The organism is Acidimicrobiales bacterium, from assembly GCA_016794585.1.
Classification (GTDB): Bacteria; Actinomycetota; Acidimicrobiia; order Acidimicrobiales; family DATDAH01; genus JAEUJM01.
In genome coordinates, this window is the sequence record JAEUJM010000010.1 from 1 (window position 1) to 18,725 (window position 18,725).

17 protein-coding genes and 1 tRNA gene are annotated in these 18,725 nt (G+C 70.5%); 4 read left to right on the forward strand and 14 right to left on the reverse strand.

All coding sequences use genetic code 11. The features are described from left to right. Positions 1–566: 566 nt before the first annotated feature. Positions 567–1,502: a hypothetical protein gene (locus JNK12_04085; GenBank protein ID MBL8775082.1), complete on the reverse strand. Its 936-nt coding sequence runs from the start codon at positions 1,500–1,502 to the stop codon at positions 567–569. A 251-nt stretch (positions 1,503–1,753) separates the two neighbouring features. On the opposite strand from JNK12_04085, the gene JNK12_04090 reads away from it, so the two are divergent. From JNK12_04090 to JNK12_04100, 3 genes are read left to right on the forward strand one after another with little or no spacing between them, the layout of a single operon-like run. After that, positions 1,754–2,293: a helix-turn-helix transcriptional regulator gene (locus JNK12_04090; GenBank protein ID MBL8775083.1), complete on the forward strand. Its 540-nt coding sequence runs from the start codon at positions 1,754–1,756 to the stop codon at positions 2,291–2,293. Between the two features lie 34 nt (positions 2,294–2,327). Beyond that, positions 2,328–2,567 (forward strand): helix-turn-helix domain-containing protein, encoded by a 240-nt coding sequence (locus JNK12_04095; GenBank protein ID MBL8775084.1) that lies wholly within the window; start codon positions 2,328–2,330, stop codon positions 2,565–2,567. Positions 2,568–2,586: 19 nt separating this feature from the next. Next, positions 2,587–3,729 carry a site-specific integrase gene (locus tag JNK12_04100; protein ID MBL8775085.1) on the forward strand — a complete coding sequence of 381 codons (1,143 nt, stop codon included), beginning with the start codon at positions 2,587–2,589 and terminating at the stop codon, positions 3,727–3,729. A gap of 98 nt (positions 3,730–3,827) precedes the next feature. Here JNK12_04100 and JNK12_04105 read toward each other — a convergent pair. Further along, positions 3,828–3,901, reverse strand: a tRNA-Val gene (locus tag JNK12_04105). A gap of 50 nt (positions 3,902–3,951) precedes the next feature. Then, entirely contained in the window at positions 3,952–4,629 is a 678-nt protein-coding gene (locus tag JNK12_04110) for a zinc ribbon domain-containing protein (GenBank protein MBL8775086.1), read from the reverse strand. A 114-nt stretch (positions 4,630–4,743) separates the two neighbouring features. Here JNK12_04110 and JNK12_04115 point away from each other — a divergent pair, with 114 nt between their 5' ends. Continuing rightward, positions 4,744–5,124: a hypothetical protein gene (locus JNK12_04115; protein ID MBL8775087.1), complete on the forward strand. Its 381-nt coding sequence runs from the start codon at positions 4,744–4,746 to the stop codon at positions 5,122–5,124. 96 nt (positions 5,125–5,220) lie between these two features. Here JNK12_04115 and JNK12_04120 read toward each other — a convergent pair whose 3' ends face one another. The 11 genes from JNK12_04120 to JNK12_04170 form a co-directional block, all read right to left on the reverse strand. Then, positions 5,221–6,006 carry a maleylpyruvate isomerase family mycothiol-dependent enzyme gene (locus JNK12_04120; protein MBL8775088.1) on the reverse strand — a complete coding sequence of 262 codons (786 nt, stop codon included), beginning with the start codon at positions 6,004–6,006 and terminating at the stop codon, positions 5,221–5,223. 127 nt (positions 6,007–6,133) lie between these two features. After that, positions 6,134–6,490: a VOC family protein gene (locus JNK12_04125; GenBank protein ID MBL8775089.1), complete on the reverse strand. Its 357-nt coding sequence runs from the start codon at positions 6,488–6,490 to the stop codon at positions 6,134–6,136. A gap of 25 nt (positions 6,491–6,515) precedes the next feature. Next, entirely contained in the window at positions 6,516–7,511 is a 996-nt protein-coding gene (gene rarD, locus JNK12_04130) for an EamA family transporter RarD (protein MBL8775090.1), read from the reverse strand. Between the two features lie 20 nt (positions 7,512–7,531). Then, entirely contained in the window at positions 7,532–10,819 is a 3,288-nt protein-coding gene (locus JNK12_04135) for a M4 family metallopeptidase (GenBank protein MBL8775091.1), read from the reverse strand. A gap of 140 nt (positions 10,820–10,959) precedes the next feature. Then, on the reverse strand, positions 10,960–12,441 hold the full coding sequence (locus JNK12_04140; protein MBL8775092.1) for an aldehyde dehydrogenase family protein: 1,482 nt from the start codon (positions 12,439–12,441) through the stop codon (positions 10,960–10,962). Between the two features lie 3 nt (positions 12,442–12,444). Then, entirely contained in the window at positions 12,445–13,683 is a 1,239-nt protein-coding gene (locus JNK12_04145) for a cytochrome P450 (protein MBL8775093.1), read from the reverse strand. Positions 13,684–13,695: 12 nt separating this feature from the next. Next, the gene (locus JNK12_04150; GenBank protein MBL8775094.1) at positions 13,696–15,429 is read right to left on the reverse strand and encodes an amidohydrolase family protein; all 1,734 of its coding nucleotides are present in this window, start codon (positions 15,427–15,429) and stop codon (positions 13,696–13,698) included. 61 nt (positions 15,430–15,490) lie between these two features. Then, a complete protein-coding gene (locus JNK12_04155) occupies positions 15,491–16,690 on the reverse strand; it encodes an amidohydrolase (GenBank protein MBL8775095.1) in 1,200 nt (399 codons plus the stop codon). An 85-nt stretch (positions 16,691–16,775) separates the two neighbouring features. Continuing rightward, positions 16,776–17,489 carry a hypothetical protein gene (locus tag JNK12_04160; protein ID MBL8775096.1) on the reverse strand — a complete coding sequence of 238 codons (714 nt, stop codon included), beginning with the start codon at positions 17,487–17,489 and terminating at the stop codon, positions 16,776–16,778. Then, positions 17,489–18,106 (reverse strand): pilus assembly protein, encoded by a 618-nt coding sequence (locus tag JNK12_04165; GenBank protein ID MBL8775097.1) that lies wholly within the window; start codon positions 18,104–18,106, stop codon positions 17,489–17,491. Before JNK12_04165 ends, JNK12_04160 begins: the two co-directional genes overlap by 1 nt. Next, positions 18,106–18,723: a pilus assembly protein gene (locus tag JNK12_04170; protein ID MBL8775098.1), complete on the reverse strand. Its 618-nt coding sequence runs from the start codon at positions 18,721–18,723 to the stop codon at positions 18,106–18,108. Before JNK12_04170 ends, JNK12_04165 begins: the two co-directional genes overlap by 1 nt. Positions 18,724–18,725: the final 2 nt, after the last annotated feature.

An 18,725-nucleotide genomic window follows, 5' to 3' on the forward strand; every position in this document is an offset into this window, starting at 1 on the left:
GCCGTCCTCGCGGTTCTGGGCGACCCGGACGACCTCCTCGCGGAACTCCTTCGGATACGGCTTGGGCATGGTGCACATCCTCTCCCGTGGCACCACTCAGCACCACAGATCAGATGTCACCCCGCCGCGCGGCAGTCCCAGACGGCCGCCAGGGATCGCACCGGCAAACCCTTCGTCGAGCACGTCCACCCCGAGACCTACGTCCACTCGGACTACGCCGACGATGGTCCCCTGCGCGGCATGGATGAGAGCTACGCAATCCACCGCGACCCGGGTCAGTGCGAGCGGACGATGTGTACCTTCGCCGACCACTACGAGCATCAAGCGCTACGCCTAGTCACGCCGCACCGAAGACGGGGTGGCGTATCTAGTCGATCAGCCGAGATCGTGCAGGGGGCACCGACCGATGGGGGCGCGTATCAAGACACGGCATGGACGACCGCTCCTCGTCCGAGACGAGCCACACTCGCGATAGGCGCCGAGCAGCCGAAGCTGAGTACATGGGTCATGGCTGAATGCACTCAGCCACCGAGTCATCTTGCGGCTGCCGGTTGGGTCGGGTGAGTTCAGGGTTCGACGCTCCACGTCTGGTCTAGGGGCACGAGCGGGATCATGTGCTCGGGGGCTGACGGTCGACGCGTCCAGCCGTCGCAGGACAGCGTGTAGTGCTCGGTCCATCTGGGGAGCGCCTCTGGCTCTGCCCGAGCAGCCTGAAGCTCGCGGAGCAACTTGAGGCGTGCCCCGGCTTCACGTTGGTCGGCCTGTCGTCGCTTTCGATCCCAATACTTCGCCTGCCGGGCCGATTCGTCAGCAACGACGACCCGGCTGAGAAGGTCCATGACCGCGCCGGGTTCGGGCGCGTCAGGCGCGTACGCGAGCAGTTCGTCGTAGAGGTCTCGCAAGAGCCAGACCTTCAGCGTCAGCGTGTACACCCCGCGCCCTAGGCCGGGCGCCGCCACGGCGTCGCCTTGGAGGCACATGCGGTCACGAACACGCTCCACTGCCTTCCTTCCGATGCCACATCCCACGGCTCGGGCCATGTCGCTGGCAGTGAAGGTCGGGAGTCCGGTCTGCGTCATCAGCCATCCCACCGGGCCATAGACCGAGGCGGCCCACCGCCCTTCGTCGGGGTGGATGTCCTGAGGTCCCAAGCCCCTCATCACTAGCTCGCGTAGGTAGGGTCGAAGGGGTGACGGGTCGTCGCGCTCGCGCGCGGTCGTCTGGTAGAGAGAAGTAATTAGAACGAGGGTGTGAGGGGGATCGGACCTTGCGGCACGACCGTGGGGCACGGTCACTCGATAGCTGGTGGGCACGTCCCTCTCGTCACCGTTGTAGATCGACTGACCGTGATCGACTTCGAGCAGGCCGAGGTCTTCGAGGTGCTGCACACGTTGCCGGGCGGTGTGCTGGTCGCACATGAGCAACTCCGCCATGACCCACGTCCCCAGGGGCGCCCTTCCGACCTGAGCTTCGGCCCAGAGGATTGCATAGGCGTGCTTCACGCCGGGGCCTGCCTTCCCTAGGGAGGCGAAGTCGACAAGGTCCGGATGTACCAAGTCGGATGGCTGCCCATCGAGGGAGCACGGAAAGTTGACCAGTTGGTGGCCCACCTCCCCCGCGCTCGGCGACGAGCGGTCCAACCTCCCGACGGTGGCCGCGCCGTGCAAACCCGACATCGAGTTCGACTGTACAACCGGTGTGCGAATCTATATTGTTCTGTGTGGATTTCACACCAGGGAGTAGGCATGTGAACGTGCGCGAAGTGTTCGGCCACAACCTCCGACGACTGCGTCAGCGCAAGGGGATGAACCAGCAGCAACTCTCGGATCGCGTGCGTCAACTCGGCGGAAGCCTCGATCGGACCGCAATCGCTCGCGTTGAGTCCGTGGGCCGTGCTGACAGCCGCAAGGTCACGATCGACGATCTCGTGCTGCTCGCCACTGCCCTTGACACGACACCGATGCACCTGCTCATCCCGTTTGGCCACGATGAGACGCTCGACGTGACGCGTGAAGTCCAGGTGACCGGCGCAGTCGCGCGCCGATGGTTCCGCGGCTGGGAGCCGCTCCCGGGACAGGATGCCGAGGCGTATTTCGACCAGGTGCCGCGCCAAGACAGGTTCTTTCAGACCGATCCGCACTTTGGCGCTCTCGCCGACGCGATCGAGCGGGAGTCTCTCGGATTGCTCAACAACGACCCCGACGGATGGCGAGAAGCGGTCGACTTCGAGAATCAGCTTGGACACACGATCCACGGACGACTCATGGGCCTCGACCGCGAGGAGTCAGAATGACGATCGAGCGTCATTTTGACGAGGCAGTCGCCCCATGACCGCTCCCGATCTCGACCTCACCGCGGCGGCCAACTCCGACCACCGCCTTCTCACCGTCGAGCAGGCCGCAACCTACCTTGCCGTCTCCCGGGCGCGGACCTACGAGCTACTCGCCTCAGGCGCGCTGGAGTCCGTCAAGATCGGCCGTTCCCGGAGGGTCCCACTCGTCGCGCTCCACGAGTACGTCGAGCGGCTCCGCAACGGCGATGAGCGTCACACCCCCGAGGCATCCTGATCTAGAGGAGGTTGAGGCGATGGGCAACCGACGAGGCCACGGTGACGGTTCAATCTACCAGCGCAGCGACGGCCGGTGGGTCGGCGAGGTTCACCTCGGCTGGGAGGACGAGAAGCGGCGACGCAAATTCGTCTACGCACGTACCCGACGCGAGGCTGCCGACAAGATGCGTGAGGTCCAACGGCTGGTCGCCGCCGGGCTGCCGGTCTCGTCTGATCGGTTGACCGTCGGTGATTGGCTGAGCACGTGGCTAACCCTGCACCTGTCGAAGGACCTCTCCCCCAACACGGTCGAGCAGTATCGGTCGATCGTCGAGAAGCACCTGACGCCCGCCTTCGGCCGAACCCGCCTCAAGGCGCTGACTCCGGCGGACGTGGAGGCGATGCTCCGCCGCAAGGCCGAGAGCGGCCTCAGCAGCAGCACCTGCATGCGGATCAGGAGCGTCCTCCAGATGGCGCTGCACCGGGCGCAGGTCGAGGGTCACGTTCACCGCAACGTCGCAGAACTTGCCCGCCGCCCGAGGGTGACCCATGAGGAGCGCAAGAGCCTGACCACCGACGAGGCCAAGCGGTTGTTGTCCGCTGTGCAGGGCACCTCGATGGAGGCGCCGCTGACGGTCATGCTCCTGCATGGCCTGCGGCCAGGCGAGGCGATGGGCCTGACGTGGGACGACATCGACTTCGACGACCGCGTCCTTCGGGTGAGGCGGTCACTCAAGCGTGAGCCAGCGGGCCTTCGCCTCGGAGGCGTCAAGACCGCCAAGTCCGAGCGTCCGCTGGCGATGCCGGGTCCGGTGGTCAAGGCCCTGCGACGACGGAGGGTCCAGCAGGCCGAGGAACTCCTCCGGGCCGGTGTCGGTTCACCTCCGGACAACCTGGTGTTCACCACCACCGCGGGAACGCCGGTCGACCCGAGCAACCTGCGGCGTGCCCTCGCCAGGGCCACGAAGGCAGCGAAGCTCGGCCACTGGAAGCCCTATGAGCTTCGCCACTCCTGCACGTCGCTCCTGTCCGCAGCAGGAGTGCCCCTGGAGCAGATCGCCGACATCCTCGGCCACCGGGGCATCCGCATGGCCGCCGAGGTCTATCGGCACCGGGTCGACCCCGTGATCGACAGCGGCGTCGAGGCCATGGAAGCGCTCTTCGGTGACGGCGCTTCGTGACCAACTTGCCTGTCAACTTGCCTGTCAAACGTCCCCAGACGCGACGAAACCCCAAGTCGACGAGGCAGAAAATGCCCGCTGACCTGGGGTTTCTCGGGTGGGCCGTACAGGACTTGAACCTGTGACCCCCTGCGCGTCATGCAGGTGCGCTACCAGACTGCGCCAACGGCCCGTGAGCAGGCGACTCTAGCCGAGGCCGGCGCCGCCGACACACCTCGGGACTCAGGTGGGCGACGGTGCGCGGTGCGTCGCCACGAGGCCGGCGACCATCAGCGCCACCGCGCCTGCAGCGACCAGCCAGATGCCCACGGAGAACGTGATGGCCACGTTGCCCACCACCTGGACGTCCTCCTGACGGGTGAGGATGGCGCTGACGGCGTACGCCACCACGCCGAGGCTGAGCGCCCCGACCGCCACCACGGCCAGCCTCACCGCCACCGACCCCATCTCGCCGAGGAGGAGCCCTCCCAGCCCGGCGCCGGCCAAGGCCAGCAGCGCCAGCACCGGACCGCTCTGCACGCCGTTGTCGAACCAGTCCCACCCGCTCACGGACTGCGTGCGCACCGTCTCGAGCGAGAGGGTGACCTGGGCCCAGGCGAGGAAGGAGGCCACCCCCAGGACGAGGGCGCCGACCACACCGATCACGCCGGCGATCGTGTTCCGGGACACCGCCGCGGGCTCGGGGCCCAGGAGGGCAGCGGGCGGCGGAGTGCTGGCCCACGGCGGCGGGGGCCCCGGGGGCGCCGTGAAGGCCGTGGGCGGGAAGGGCGGCGGTTCCGACGGCCAGGCGGCAGGGGTCGGGACCGGGGCGGACGCCGCCGCGGCCGCCGCCCCGCACTGGGGGCAGAACGAGACACCGTCGGGCAGGGAGACGCCGCAGCGCCCGCACAGCTCGGCCACGTCGTCTCCTCGCTCTCTCGGCGCCGGGGGGTCCGGCACGTCCATCACCGAGTCTCGCGCCCGCAGCCGTCACCGGGCACGAGCGGGGGGCGGTCGGCCTGCCAGACTGCCCCGATGGACTACCGCCAACTCGTGCGCAGCCTGGCCGTTGGACGGGTCGCCGTCGGAGCCGCCCTCGTGCTCGTGCCGTCGCTCGCCGCCCGTGGGTGGGCGGGCGACGAGGCCTCCCGCCCCGCCACCAAGGTCTTCCTGCGTGCCCTAGGCATCCGCGACCTCGCACTCGGCGTCGGCACCCTCCGCGCCCTCGAGCGCGGCGAAGACCCGGTCCCCTGGGCCCGGTACGGCGCCGCCGCCGACGGGGTGGACGCCGCCGCCACGCTCGCCGGCTTCCGGGCCTTGGCGCCCCGCGGACGCTTCGCCGTCCTCCTCGTGGCTGCGGTCGCCGCCGTGGGCGGAGCGCTGGCCGCCGAGCAACTCGCCGCGAACCAGGCCTAGCAAACCGGGCCCCGCAAGGGGCCAGATCGCCGAACATCCCTGCGGCGCGCCCTCGATCAGAGCCTTCTACCCGAGGAGTCCTGCTTCCGGGTGCCCTCAGGCGAAGGTGCGCACCAGCGCCAGCACCGCCCCGGCATCGGGGCCCTCGGCGGTGAGGTCGGTGTCCGCCGCGTCGGCCCGCTGACCGGCCACCTCGCACAGCTCCGCGGCCGAGCCCCGCACCACGGTCGCGGCGGGACCGGCGGCGACGTCGGGGGTGAACGACCACGCCGACCCGTCGGGCCCCGTCAGCTCGAAGGCCACCGGGCCGTGCAGCTCACGACCGGCCCGGGCGAACGCGTACGGCACGGTCCTCCAGGCGAGTCGAGCGACGTGCCACAGCCGGTCGGTCGGCTCGGGCGTGACCCCGAAGGCCGACGCCACGTCGACGGTGTGGATCCACGTCTCGGACAGGCGCGTCGAGGCCAGGCTGCGCGCCGCCAGCTCACCCTCGACCCAGAGGACCCGCGCATGGGGGTCGACCGCCCGGAAGCCCGCCTCCTGCGCCGCCGCGCTCGCCGACCACCGCTCGCGCACCTCACCGGGCGACGACGTCGCCTCGGCCCGCACGGCCAGATCGGCGAGCTCGTCCACGTCGGTGGCCTCGACCCCGTCGACGCCGCCGAGCGAGAACTCACCGAGCCGTCCCTCCACGCTCGCGACCGCGGCCTCGTTGGTTTGGGCCAGGTGCAAGAGCACGTCGGTCGCCGTCCACCCCACGCAGCGCGTCGGCCGGCGCAGGTCCTCCTCGGTGCGGCCGGCGACGAGGTCCAGCAGCTCGGCCTGCTGCGCGGCCAATGCGTCGACGACGTCGCCGCCGGCGGTGGCCGAGGGAGCGGTCACCGTGGCCACCTCCAGCCGAGCCGAAGGGGTGGCGGCCCCGCCGCCGCCCCCACGAGCGCCACCCCGTCACGGGGCGGCACCCCGCCGGCGGGCGTCCTCGAGATGGTGTTCGGTCCGCCCATGGAGCTCACCCCACGTCGGCCTGGTGCAGCTCGACGAGGTTCCCCGCCGGGTCGTGCAGGAAGGCCTGGAGGCCGGTGCCCACGGGTGACGGGTCGCTGATGTCGACGCCACTCCCCCGCAGCTCGTTGACGCAAGCCGACAGGTCCTCCACCTGGAGGGCCAGGTGCTGGCCGCGGTCGTCGGCCGCCGGCGCCTCGAGCAGGTGGATCTGCTGGCCGCCGATGTCGAGCCACGCGCCCCCGAAGCCGAAGTCGGGCCGGTCGTCACGCTCGGTGCAGCCGAGGGTGTCGACGTAGAAGGCCATCGCCGCCGGCACGTCCGGGACGTTGAGGGACACGTGGTGGACGCCCAGCGCTCGCATGGCCCCAGTCTCGCGCCGACGCCGGTCAGACGGGATCGATGAGCGGGACGCCCTCGGGTTCGTCGATGGCCACCGGTGCTCGACTGGCCCGGATGGCGTCGACCCCGAGCAGGATGAGCGCCACCCAGACCAGCACGAAGCCGGCCAGGCGCTCCGGCGGCAGGGGCTCGCCCAGGATCAGCACGCCGCACACGAGTTGGAGGGTCGGCGTGAGGTACTGGAGCAGGCCCAGCATCGACAGCGGGATGCGGGAAGCGGCCGTGCCGAACAGGAGCAGGGGCACCGCGGTCACCACCCCGAGGCTCACCAGCAGCACGTTCTCCTTGACGCTGGTGTGGCCGAAGGCGGCGTCGCCGTTCACCTCGAGGACGACCATCGCCACGAGGGCGAAGGGCAGCAGGGCCCCGGTCTCGATGGCCAGCGAGGTGGACGTGGGCGCCGAGACGGCCTTCTTCAGGAAGCCGTACCCCGCGAACGAGCACGCCAGCACGAGCGCCACCCACGGCAGGCGCCCGTAGGCGGCGGTGAGCACCGCCACCGCGGCGACGCCGAAGACCAGCGCGAACGCCTGGAGGCGGCGCAGGTGCTCGCCCAGGACGAAGATGCCGAGCGCCACCGTGATCAGCGGGTTGATGTAGTAGCCGAGGGCGGCTTCGACCACGTGGTCGTGGTTGACGGCCCAGATGTACACCAACCAGTTGACGGCGATGAACCCGCCGGCGGCGACGAGGCGGCCGAAGGCACCGGGGTGCTCGCGCAGCCAGACGATGGCGCCCTGCTGGCGGTGACGTCGGAACCAGAGGATGACCAACACCACGACGAACGACCACACGATGCGGTGGATCAGGATCTCGCCGGCACCCACCGCCTCGAGCTGGTGGAACACCAGGGGGAACAGCCCCCAGAGCGAGTACGCGGCGACGCCGGCGATCGTGCCGGTGCGCCGCTCGGCCGCGGCCCGCTCGGGGTCCGCCGCCTCACCCGAGGGCGCGTCGAGGTCGGGCCCTCCTGTGCTCGTCACCCTCCGGACGCTACCGGCGCTCAGGGGTGGTGCAGGGCGGCATTCGCGGTGGCGACGCCGCCGCCGGTGACGGTGACGGGGGTGCCGCCGTCGTAGGTGGGGCTGTTGTTGAAGTACTCCTGGGTGCGACCGCCCACCGGATCGACGTAGGTGACCCGGTAAGTGCCGGCCGGGAGGCCGCTGATGGTGAACGTCCCGGTGCCCGAGGTCACGGTGCCGCCGGCGATGCCCGAGCTGCCGATGGCGAACACCCACGCGTCCCCCACTGCGAACCCCGAGGTGTCATCGGTGACCGTCCCGGTGATCGAGCCGTTGCGGCGATCGAGCTGGGCGTTGGTCGCCGCGGGCGCGGTCACGGTCGCGGCGTCGGCGATGCCGAAGTACGGCTCGTTGTCGTGCCATTCCATGTCGTGGAGGCCGGTCGAGTCGACGAACTGCAACCGGTACTGCGCCTGGTTGGTCACGTTCAGGCTGTACTGGCCGAACGCGTTGGTGAGGCCCGCGACCGCGAGGCCGAAGTCCGCGGCCCGGGAGGCCAGCACCATCACCCCGGGCAGCGGCGTGCCCGTGCCCGCTTCGGTGACGGTGCCGGTGAGCAACGCACCGCCCGGGGTCGTCGCCTGCGCGCCGAGCGAGTTGCTCGCCGTGGTGGTGGCGCCGGCGGACACGACGACCGGCGTCGAGGTCTGGACGTTGAAGGCATTCGAGAAGAACTCCGGCCGGTGCGCACCGGCCGGATCGACGTACGCGACGAAGTGGTTGCCCGTGCGCAGGTTGGCCAGCGAGAACTGCCCCGACCCGTTCGCGACCGCGCCGATCTCCGGCGCCCCCGTGGCCCCGTCGAGCGCGACGACCCACCCGCCGGCAAGTGCCCCCGCAGGGCTGTCCTTGCTGATGGTGCCGGCGACCGTGCCCCGCAGCGACGCCAGCGTGGGGTCCTTGTCGATCATCACGCCGGTGGTCACCGTCACCAGGTTCGGCGTCGGCGAGCCGAAGAAGCCGGCCTGGCGGGTGCCCGAGGGATCGATGACGTACAGGTAGTACGAGCCCTGGGGCACCTGGGCGCTGTAGTTGCCGCTGGCGTCCGCGGCTCCACCGCCGACGATCGAGAAGTTGCTGGTGTTGAGCACCGCCACCATCGCGCCCGCGACCGGCGTACCCGTCCCGGCCTGGGTGACCGTGCCCGACACCCCCGTCGGCGCCGGCGCCGCCGGCAGCGTCCAGTTCAGGGTGACGGCGCCCTTGTTGGCGGCGTAGCCGTCGACGGCGATGCGATAGGTCGTGCCCTGGACCACCTGGAACTGCACCTTGCTCTGCAACGAAGTAGAGCAGGTGTTCGACGGGGCGTCGTCGTTCGACGCGACCTGGGTCAGTGCGTTGACCGCCGAGCCCGTGTAGGCGGCGAGGACGGTGTCGTAGCCGCTGTTGCAGGTGGTCATCGTCGCCGTCCCCGCTCCGGCGGCAGTGAAAGCGAACCAGATCGACGCCGTCCCGGCGAAGTTGCCGCAGGCCGTCTGTGCCACTTGGCCGTGGCAGGGCTCACCGGTCTGGCGGGTGGCGCTCGCGGTGCTCCCGGTCGTCGTCCCGCTCGTGCCGCTGATGGTGGCGGCGTTGGCGAAGTTGTCGTTGGCCGGCGGCGTCGGGATCATCTCGGTGGCGGTGACGGCCTTGGCCACCTGGGTGCAGTCGGCGACGGTGATGCCGACCACGCCGATGAGGTTGGTGCACGCCTGGTTGAGCGCGTTGCCGAGGGCGGCGTAGTCGCTGCCGCTCGTCAGGAGGTTCACCTGCGCCTCGTAGTAGATCCGTCCGACCTTGGTCATGCCGATGCCGGTGATGGTCTGTCCGTTGAACGCGGCGGCGGTCCCGTCGGTCATCAGGAACGCGGCCTTGTTGTTGATGCCGCTGTTGATGTGGACGCCGCCGTAGTCGCCGGCGGGGGTGTTGGGCAGCACCTGGAACGTCGACATGCGATCGGGGTCGCCGAACGCCGGTGGGTTCTCCATGTCCCGGATGGCGCCGATCGGCGCCGGCAGGTCCTCCCCCATCAACCAGCGGCTCTCGGGTGTGTCCGTGTCGAACGTGCTGTTGTGGGTGAGGTCGACGAACTCTCCGAAGACGTCGGACAGCGACTCGTTGATGGCCCCGGACTGGTTGGCGTAGATGAGGCCGGACTCGTACTCGGTGACCCCGTGGGTGAGCTCGTGACCGACCACGTCGTCGGCGCCGGCGAAGGTGTCGCCGTACACCATCTGAGAGCCGTCCCAGAAGGCGTTCTGATAGGGGCACCCCTCGCCGGTCGGGCAGTGCCGCACGGTCGACTTCAGCGTCATCCCCGCGCCGTTGATGCTGTCGCGGCTGAAGTTGGCGAAGTAGTAGTCGTAGGTGGCGCCGCTCAGCTCGTAGGCCCGGTCGACCTCGGTGATGCCGGTGGCCCCTTGACCTTCGGAGCGCACCACCGGCGCGGCACCGTTGGGGCAGGTGTACGCCTCACCCTGGACGTTCTCGTTGTCGCAGACCTGGCGGGTCCGGGCCTCCATGAGCCGTGTGAAGGTGGTGGCGACTGCGCCGGTGTGTGCGTCGACGAGCACCTCCACCCGCACCGGGGTGACGTCGGAGCGCACCTCCGTGCGGTACACGAGGCGGCGCGCGCCCGCGGGCTCGTCGACCAGGGTCGGGTCGTACACCCACAGCTCGGGCTCGCTCGCGGCAAGGAGCTCCACGCTGACGCCGGCGTCGCCGGCCACCCGGCTCCGTGCGGTCTCGGCGGCCGCGGCGGCCGGGACCGTCGGCTCCGGGTCGATGGCGTCGCCGGTGCTCAGTTCGCCGGCCGCCGAGCGGACCTTGCCACCGGGGGCCACCTGGACGTTGAGCTCACCGGCCAGGACCGGGACGCCCGCCTCGAGCTGCTGGTAGTGGACGGCCTTGCCGCCCGCGCCCATCGGGGTGGCCCGGTCGACGGTCAGATCATCGGCGGGCTCGGTCTCACCGAACGCGGCGCCGTACTGCTCCACGAAAGCCTGGGCGGCGCGGCGGGGCGTCGTGCCCGCCCCGTCGACGGGGAGCGCCTGACCGGCCGGGGCGCCGACCGCGGTGACCGGTTCCCCGGGCGCCTGTGCCACGTCGCCGCCGACCGAGGCCGCCGCCAACTCGAGCTGCGCCGCGGGGGAGGTGCTCTCGGGCTTCGGCGGCCGCTGGGCACCCGCCGGCGCGCCGCCGGCGAGGGGCCCGGACGCGGCGAGCAGTGCCGCGACGACGAGCAGGGCGGCACGGCGGGGACCGCGGCGAGGGGTGTGAGCTGCGTGCATGGAGGCCTTCCGCCGTCGGACCGGTCCTACCACCACGACGCCCGCCACAGGCCGGGCCCGGCACCCTGTGACGCGGCGAGGCTACCGGAGCGCCGCTCTGAGGGACAGGACGGCGGGACCGCGCAGGAGGCCAGGCGCAGCTACGTCGACCAGACCACCGATTTCAGCTCGCTGTAGGCGTGGAGGCCGAACGAGCCGCCGTCGCGGCCCACGCCGCTCATCTTGAACCCACCGAAGGGTGCCTCGTGGTTGCGCTGGGCGGTGTTCACCCCCACGTTGCCGCTGCGCAGCTCGCCCGCCACCCGGTAGGCACGGGCGGTGTCGCCCGCCCACACGTAGTCGTAGAGGCCGAAGGCGGTGCCGTTGGCCAGGGCGATGCCCTCCTCCTCGGCGTCGAAGGGAACGGCCACCACCACCGGCCCGAACACCTCGTCCTGGAAGATGGGCATGTCGGCGGTGCCGTCGGCGAGCAGCGTCGGGGGGACGTACCACCCGGTGTCAGGCAGCGCGGTCTCGCCGCCGGCCACCAGGCGGGCGCCGGCCTCCACACCGCCGGCGATGTGGCCCCGCACCCGGTCGCGGTGCGCCCGGGTGATCAGCGGCCCCACGACGGTGTCGCGCTCGAGGGGGTCACCCACCTTCAGGTAGCCGGCGTACTTGGCGAGGCGCTCGACCACCTCGTCGTAGACGCCACGCTGCACCAACACCCGGGTGGGTGCGGTGCAGATCTGGCCGGAGTGGAAGGCCCAGGTGCTTCCGGTGCCAGCGACGGCGGCGTCGAGGTCGGCGTCGTCGAAGATGAGACTGGCCCCCTTGCCCCCGAGCTCGAGCAGCAGGCGGGTCATGGTGCGGGCACCCACCTCGGTGATGCGCACGCCGACGCCGGTGCTCCCCGTGAACGACACCATGTCGACATCGGGCGAGGCCACCAGCGCCTCGGCCGGCGCCGGCGACGAGGACGTGACCAGGTTGACCACACCGGGCGGGACGCCGGCCTCGGCCATGAGCTCCACCAGCATCGCCACCGCCAGCGGATCCTGCGGGGCGGGCTTCACCACCACGGTGTTGCCCATGGCGAGCGCCGGGCAGATCTTGCCGGCCATGTTGGTGAGCGGGAAGTTGAACGAGGTGATGGCCGTGACCACCCCGACGGGCTCGCGCCGGGCCTCGGCGCTGATCAGCCCGCCGGGCGCCAGCGCGGTGGCGCGCGACTCCCCCGCGGGGATGAGGATCTCCCGCGGCTCGAGCGCACCCTTGGCGTAGCGGCGGAAGCGCACCTCCGCCTGCGGGATCTGCATCGTCTTGGTGACCCGCATGGTGGCGCCCGTCTCGGCCTGGACGACGGGAACGAGCTCGTCGCGACGCTCCGCTAGCAGGTCGGCGACGCGGACCATGATCGCGGCCCGCTCCTCGGGGGAGGTCCGGGACCAGGCAGGGAACGCCTCGGCGGCGGCAGCCGCCGCCGCCCGGGCGTCGTCCTCCGATGCGTCGGCCACGAGGCCCACCACCGCCTCGGTGGACGGGTTGACCACCTCATAGGTGCCGGCCGAGCCCTCGACCCAGGCGCCACCGATGTAGAGCTTCGTCGGCTCGGGCACGAGCATGGTGCCGCCCTCCCCCATGGCTCAGGCCGCCTCGATGGGCGTGAACGTCGCGGGCAGGTGCTGGAGCGCGATCACGAGGCCGGACGGCGCCCGGACCCGGCTGGCCCCCTCGGGCACCGAAATGTCGGGCAGGCGCTTGAACAGCTCCTCGAAGACCGTCTTGACCTCGAGCCGGGCCAGGTTGGCACCGAGGCAGAAGTGAGGGCCGATGCCGAAGGCCAGGTGGGGGTTCGGGTCCCGGTCGAGGATCAGCCCGTCGGCGTTGTCGAACACCGAGGCGTCCCGGTTGGCCGACTGGTAGAGCATCAGCACCTCGTCGCCGGCCTTCAGCTGCACCCCGCGACGCTCGTGGTCCTCGGTGACCGTGCGGGTGAAGCCGATGACCGGGCTGACCCAGCGGATCAGCTCGTCCACCGCCAGGTCCACGAAGTGCTCGTCGTCGAGATGGTCGACCAGCCGCTGGCGCTCCTCAGGGAAGCGGCTCAGGGCGAGCATGCCGCCGGTGATCGCGTTGCGGGTCGTCTCGTTGCCGGCGATCAGGAGCACCGTGAGGAACAGATTGAGCTCGTCGTCACCCATGGGGTCCCGGCCGACGGGCTCGCCGTCGAGGTTCGTGAACTCCTCGTGGCCCAGCTCGCCCTCGTCGAACTTGGTGACCAGCACCGAGATGAGGTCGTCCTTCGGCGCCTTGCGACGCTCCGCGATGAGCTCGGCGCACATCAGGTTGTATTCGATGAACGCCTCGGTGGCACCGAGGAGGACCGGGTCCTCGGGGTCGGTGTGCCCGTCGCCCGCCATCATCTGGTCCGACCATCGGTACATCTTCAGGCGGGTCTCGGGATCGAGCCCCATGAGCTCGCAGATCACGATGAGGGGCACGTGGATGGCGAAGTCCTCGACGAAGTCGATCTCGCCCTTCTGGCCGATGTCGTCGATGATCTGGTTGCTCAGCTCACGGATGTGGGGGGTGAGCTCGCGCACCCGACGGGGCGTGAAGCCGCGGTTGATCATGCGACGCTGGCGGGTGTGCTCGGGGTCGTCCTCGCACAGCAGCGACAGCGGCGCCTTCAGCTTCGGGCGCACCCCGTTGCTGGTGATGTAGCGGGCGGGATCACGAGAGATCTCGAAGACGTCGTCGTAGCGCGACGCCACCCACAGATTGTTGGTCTCGTCCCGGTACAAGGTGTCCTGCTCGCGCAGCCACCGGTACGCGTCCCAGGGGTCGTCGTAGAAGTCGGGATCGCAGAGGTCGAGTTGCATGATGGGGGCCCTTCAGCGGTTGGCGCCGGGAACGGCGACGGTCTCGGTGTCACGACCGGAGCGCAGCAGCGAACCGGACAGCGTGTCGGTGGCCTCGCCGTCGACCACGGCCGCCACACCGTTGACGAAGACGCGGACGATGCCGTCGGCGCCGGCGTACAGCCGCTCGCTGTCGGCGGGCAGGTCGGCCACCTTGCGGACCCGGTGGGCGGCGATGGTGGCGGGATCGAAGAGCACCAGGTCGGCGTGCCAGCCCTCGGCGACGCGGCCGCGCTCCGTGAGGCCGAACAGGCGGGCGGGCACGTCGGTCATGGCGTGCACGGCCCGCTCCAGCGACAGCAGCTGGCGACCCCGCAGGCAGTCGGCCAGGAACGCCGTCGGGTAGGTCGAGCCCAGCATGCGGTCGAGGTGGGCGCCGGCGTCCGAGCCGCCGACCATGGCGCGGCCCGAGTCGATGAGCCCCATGCGCAGCTCCCAACTGGCCAGGTCGTCCTCGGGCGGCAGCGGCCACAGGACGGTCCGCAGGTCGTCGGCGAGCACGATGTCGACCAGCGTGTCGAAGGGGCTCGCCCCCCGCTCCTCGGCGATGTCGCCGACACGGCGGCCTTCGAGCGCCTTGTTCTCGGGCGCGTACGTGTCGCCGATCTCGTACTTGGCCCATCCGCTGAGCCGCTTGAGGACGCCGGCCTCATCGGATCTGGCCGCCTCCTGCATCCGTCGGCGCACCTCGGGGTCGCGCAGCTTCTCCATGCGCTCGGACACCGGCAGGGTGAGGATGGTGTCCCAGTAGGGCATCAGGGTGAGGGCGCACCGGGTGAGGAAGCTCATGTTCATGGGCACGAGCGTCGGCATCGTGAGCGCGACGACCCGGGCGCCGTTGGCCTCGGCGTGGCGGGAGGCCTCGAGCTGGCGCTCCATCTCGCCCTCCGAGCGGGCGTCGACGGTGAGGACGTTCCAGTTCAGCGGGCGGCCGGCCGCCAGGGACATGGCCGTCAGGCGCTCGATCTCCTCGTCCGAGAACCCCTTGAGGCATCCGTCGGTGATGTACTCGAGGGTGGTGCCCTCGTGGTGGGAGACGACCTCGCACAGGGCGAGCACCTCGGCGGTGTCGGCCGAGCGCGACGGTATGGGCTTGCCGTCCCCGTCGTTGTGGGTGAACGACTGGGACGACGAGAAGCCCAGCGCGCCGGCGGCCAGCGCGTCGTCGAGCAGCGACCGCATGGCTTCCACGTCGGCGGGCTCGGCCGCGTTGCCCGAGCCCCGCTCCCCCATCACGTAGCGCCGCAGGGCGCAGTGGCCGACGAGGAACGCCGCGTTCACGCCGAGCGCGCCGTCGAGGTGGTCGAGGTACTCCGGGAAGCTCTCCCATCCACCGCCGACACCGGCGCGGAGCGCCTCGAGGGGCATTCCCTCCACCTCGGCCATCATCTCGAGGGTCCAGTCCACGTCCTCGGCGCGCAGCGGCGCGAGGGTGAAGCCGCAGTTGCCCGAGATCACGGTGGTCACGCCGTGGACGTTCGACGGCGAACCGTGCGGGTCCCAGAGGAGCTGGGCGTCGTAGTGCGTGTGCGGGTCGACGAAGCCGGGGCACAGCACCAGGCCCTCGCCGTCGATCACCTCGGCGGCCTCCTCGTCGGTGGCGCCGACCACCGCGATGCGGCCGTCACGCAGGCCGACGTCGGCCACCCGGCCGGCGGCACCGGTGCCGTCGACCACCTTGGCGCCGCGGATCAGTACATCGAGCACGTCGTGGAACTCCTACGGTTTGAGGCGAGCGGGTGTGGGGGACGCGGGCGGGAAGGCCCGCTCAGACGAGGTCGAGGCCGAGCAGGCGGATGGCGTTGCCCCGCACGAGGGCGTGCACCGTCTCGGCATCGAGGTGGGCCATCTGCTTCTCGGCCATCTCCTGACAGTCCGGCCACGTGCTGTCCGAGTGCGGGTAGTCCGTCTCGAACAGGAGCCGGTCGCTCCCGATGGCGGCCAGGGCGTCGGGGGTGAGACCGTGGTCGTCGTCGAAGAAGCAGCCGTACATCTGGCGGTGGAAGTAGGTGCTCGGGGGCAGCGGGACGGACTCGGCCACCCCGCCCCAGGCCCGGTTGCTCTCCCACACCTTGTCGGCGCGCTCGAGGATGTAGGGGATCCACCCGATCTGGCCCTCGGAGTAGGCGATCTCGAGGTTGGGGAAGCGCACGAGCACCCCGGACATCAAGAAGTCGACCATCGAGGCCATGGCGTTGCCGAAGGTGAGCGACGAGGCGACGAGCGGGGGCGCGTCGGCCGACGTGGAGGGCATCCGCGACGACGACCCGATGTGCACGTGCAGCGACACGCCCCGCTCGTCGCAGGCCGAGAAGAAGGGGTCCCAGAAGTCCGTGTGGATCGACGGGAGGCCGAGGTGGGCCGGGATCTCCGAGAAGGTGACGGCCCGCACCCCGCGGTCGGCGTTGCGCCGCACCTCGGCGGCGGCCAGCTCCGCGTCCCAGAGCGGGATGATGATGAGCGGCACGAGGCGGCCGCCGGAGTCGCCGCACCACTCCTCGACCATCCAGTCGTTGTAGGCCCGGATGCAGGCCAGGCCGAGGTCCTTGTCCTTGGCCTCGGTGAAGGTCTGGCCGCAGAAGCGCACGAAGGTCGACGGGAAGCACAGCTGGGCCTCGATGTGGCCCGTGTCCATGTCCTCGAGGCGGGCCTTCGGGTCCCAACAGCCCGGGCGCATCTCCTCGTAGGTGGTGGGGCTGACGGTGACCTCCGACCGGTCGTAGCCGACGGCCGACTCCACCCGGGTCCGGGGGATCATCAGGTGCTCGAAGCGCCACCAGTCGCAGGGGGTGCCGTCCTCGCCGAGCTCGAAGCTGAAGCGCCCGCCGACGTAGCCCATGTGGGTGCAGGCGTGACGCTCCACGCGCGGGCCCTCCGCCTTGAAGCGCTCGGGCAGGCGGTCCTGCCAGAGGTTGGGGGGCTCGATGACGTGGTCATCGACGGACACGATCCACGGGAAGTCCGGCACGCGGCGAACGTACGCAGAAATTGAAACACGTTCTAGGGACCAAAGTCCCTACTTGGCGCCCCACCGGGGAGCCCGACGAGTCCGATCAGACCGCGGGTAGCGAGACGGACTTCTGCACCCCGTCCCAGGAGGGGCTCGAGGAGACGGCGGTCACGGTGGCGGTGACCGGGCCGTTGTTGTCGGATCGACCCCAGGTCACCGTGCAACGCCCCGTGGAGTCCGTGGTGCAGCTGCGGTTGGAGGAGTTGTTGAAGCGGTCGACCATGCGCACCGTGACCGAGGCGTTGGAGACGGCGTTGCCGTTCGAGTTGCGCACGATCTTGACCCTGGCGGCGGCGTTGTAGGAGCTGCCGTTGTTCGACGACACGTTGGTGAGCTCGCTGATCCGGCTGCGCAGCAGCGTCGTGGTGGTCGTCGGCGCGGTGGTCGTGGTGGTCGGCGCCGTGGTGGTCGTCGTCGGCGGCGCCGTGGTCGTCGTGGTCGGCGCCGCCGTCGTGGTCGTGGGCACCGCCGTGGTGCTGCTCCCGCCCGAGGGCACCGACGAGTCGCTGCTCGTGTCGATGCCCAACTGCGGGAGGTCACCGATGTCGTCGCTGGCGTCCGTGTAGTAGTCGTCCGAGGCGTCGTCGAGGCGGGAGAGCGCACCGATGGACGGGATGGCCACCAGCGCCACGATCAGGGCGTACTCGACGAGGGTCGCTCCCCGACTGCCGTGGAGGCGCCGCGCCCGGCGATCGCTCATACCGGTGAGATCGGTCCGACCGGGACGGTCCTTGAACCAGCGATCCACCGCCCCCATCAGTCGAGCCTCGGTTCGAGGCGCATGATGGCGCGGTCTTTGATGGTCAGGCCGGTGCCCGGGAACACGTGGGTGATGTAGTTGTACCGGACCTGCATCCACACCCCGAGGTAGTCGGCGCCGAGGGCCTGCTGGTTCTGGCGGTTCACGGGGCACCAGAAGCGGTCGGGCGCGGTCGTCCCGCAACTCGTGGTGCCACTGAAGTCGCTGGCCGGCCGGGCCATGTCGGCGCCGGTGTACACGTTGCACGGTGCGCTCGTGCTCGACGACGGCGTGCCCGCCATGCACGAGGCCGACGGCGCCGAGTTGGCCGTGTTCGCCTTGTAGACGACGATGCGCTGGACCCGAGCGGTGTCGGGGATCTCGCGCATGGCGGCCTCGATGGACTTGAGGATGTCGTAGTCGGCGCTGCGCTCACGCCCGGCGTTGCTGCCGACACGCACGCCCGATCGCAGCGCGTTGGAGACCGTCATCGAGTCGCGCCAGGCCATGCCGAACTCGAGCACCCCGGCCATGAGGAGCACGAAGATCGGCACGATCAGCACGAACTCGGTCAGGGCCGCACCACGGTCCCCCCGGGCACGAAGAGCCCGACGTCGGGCGAGGAGGCGCGCCATCACAGGTCCTGGGGCTCGATGCGCATCACGAGCTCGTCCTCGAGGTTCATGCCCGGCCCGAACAGGCCGGTGATGAAGTCATGACGGGTCTGCACGTACACCCCGACGTAGTCCGGCGGCCCCGAGGCCCGCACCTCGCGGCCGTTCTGGCCATTGAGGGCGGCCGGGCACCAGTAGCGGTCGAGGTTCTGGCCGGTCAGGCAGCCGAAGGCCGACTTCGGCTGCTTGAGATCGGCGACGTCGTAGACGTTGCAGAGGTTGGCGATGCCCACGGTGGCGTTGAGGCAGGCGTGCGCAGGATGCGAGGTGTTGAGCACCGAGCCACCGACCGCGCCGGCATCGAAGATGATGAGGCGGCGGATCTCGTTGGGCTTGAATCCCTTGGTGGCCTGGCGGACGACCTGGATCACGTTGTAATCGGCGTACTGGTCGTCGCCGAACGCACTGGCGGCACGGGCGCCGTCGCGCGACGCGTTGGCCACGGTGAGGTAGTCCCGGAAGGCCAGGCCGAACTCGAGGATCCCGAAGATCAAGATGGCGAACACGGGCGTGACGAAGGCGGCCTCGACCAGCGCTGCGCCTCGGCTGCCGCGGGCCCGCTTGTGGAGTCGTCGCATCG

Coding starts and splice junctions, on each gene's coding strand:
- JNK12_04095 (MBL8775084.1), top strand. CDS start 2,328: ATGACCGCTCCCGATCTCGACCTCACCGCGGCGGCCAACTCCGACCAC.
- JNK12_04100 (MBL8775085.1), top strand. CDS start 2,587: ATGGGCAACCGACGAGGCCACGGTGACGGTTCAATCTACCAGCGCAGC.
- JNK12_04115 (MBL8775087.1), top strand. CDS start 4,744: ATGGACTACCGCCAACTCGTGCGCAGCCTGGCCGTTGGACGGGTCGCC.
- JNK12_04125 (MBL8775089.1), bottom strand. CDS start 6,490: ATGCGAGCGCTGGGCGTCCACCACGTGTCCCTCAACGTCCCGGACGTG.
- JNK12_04135 (MBL8775091.1), bottom strand. CDS start 10,819: ATGCACGCAGCTCACACCCCTCGCCGCGGTCCCCGCCGTGCCGCCCTG.
- JNK12_04140 (MBL8775092.1), bottom strand. CDS start 12,441: ATGGGGGAGGGCGGCACCATGCTCGTGCCCGAGCCGACGAAGCTCTAC.
- JNK12_04145 (MBL8775093.1), bottom strand. CDS start 13,683: ATGCAACTCGACCTCTGCGATCCCGACTTCTACGACGACCCCTGGGAC.
- JNK12_04160 (MBL8775096.1), bottom strand. CDS start 17,489: ATGGGGGCGGTGGATCGCTGGTTCAAGGACCGTCCCGGTCGGACCGAT.
- JNK12_04165 (MBL8775097.1), bottom strand. CDS start 18,106: ATGGCGCGCCTCCTCGCCCGACGTCGGGCTCTTCGTGCCCGGGGGGAC.
- JNK12_04170 (MBL8775098.1), bottom strand. CDS start 18,723: ATGCGACGACTCCACAAGCGGGCCCGCGGCAGCCGAGGCGCAGCGCTG.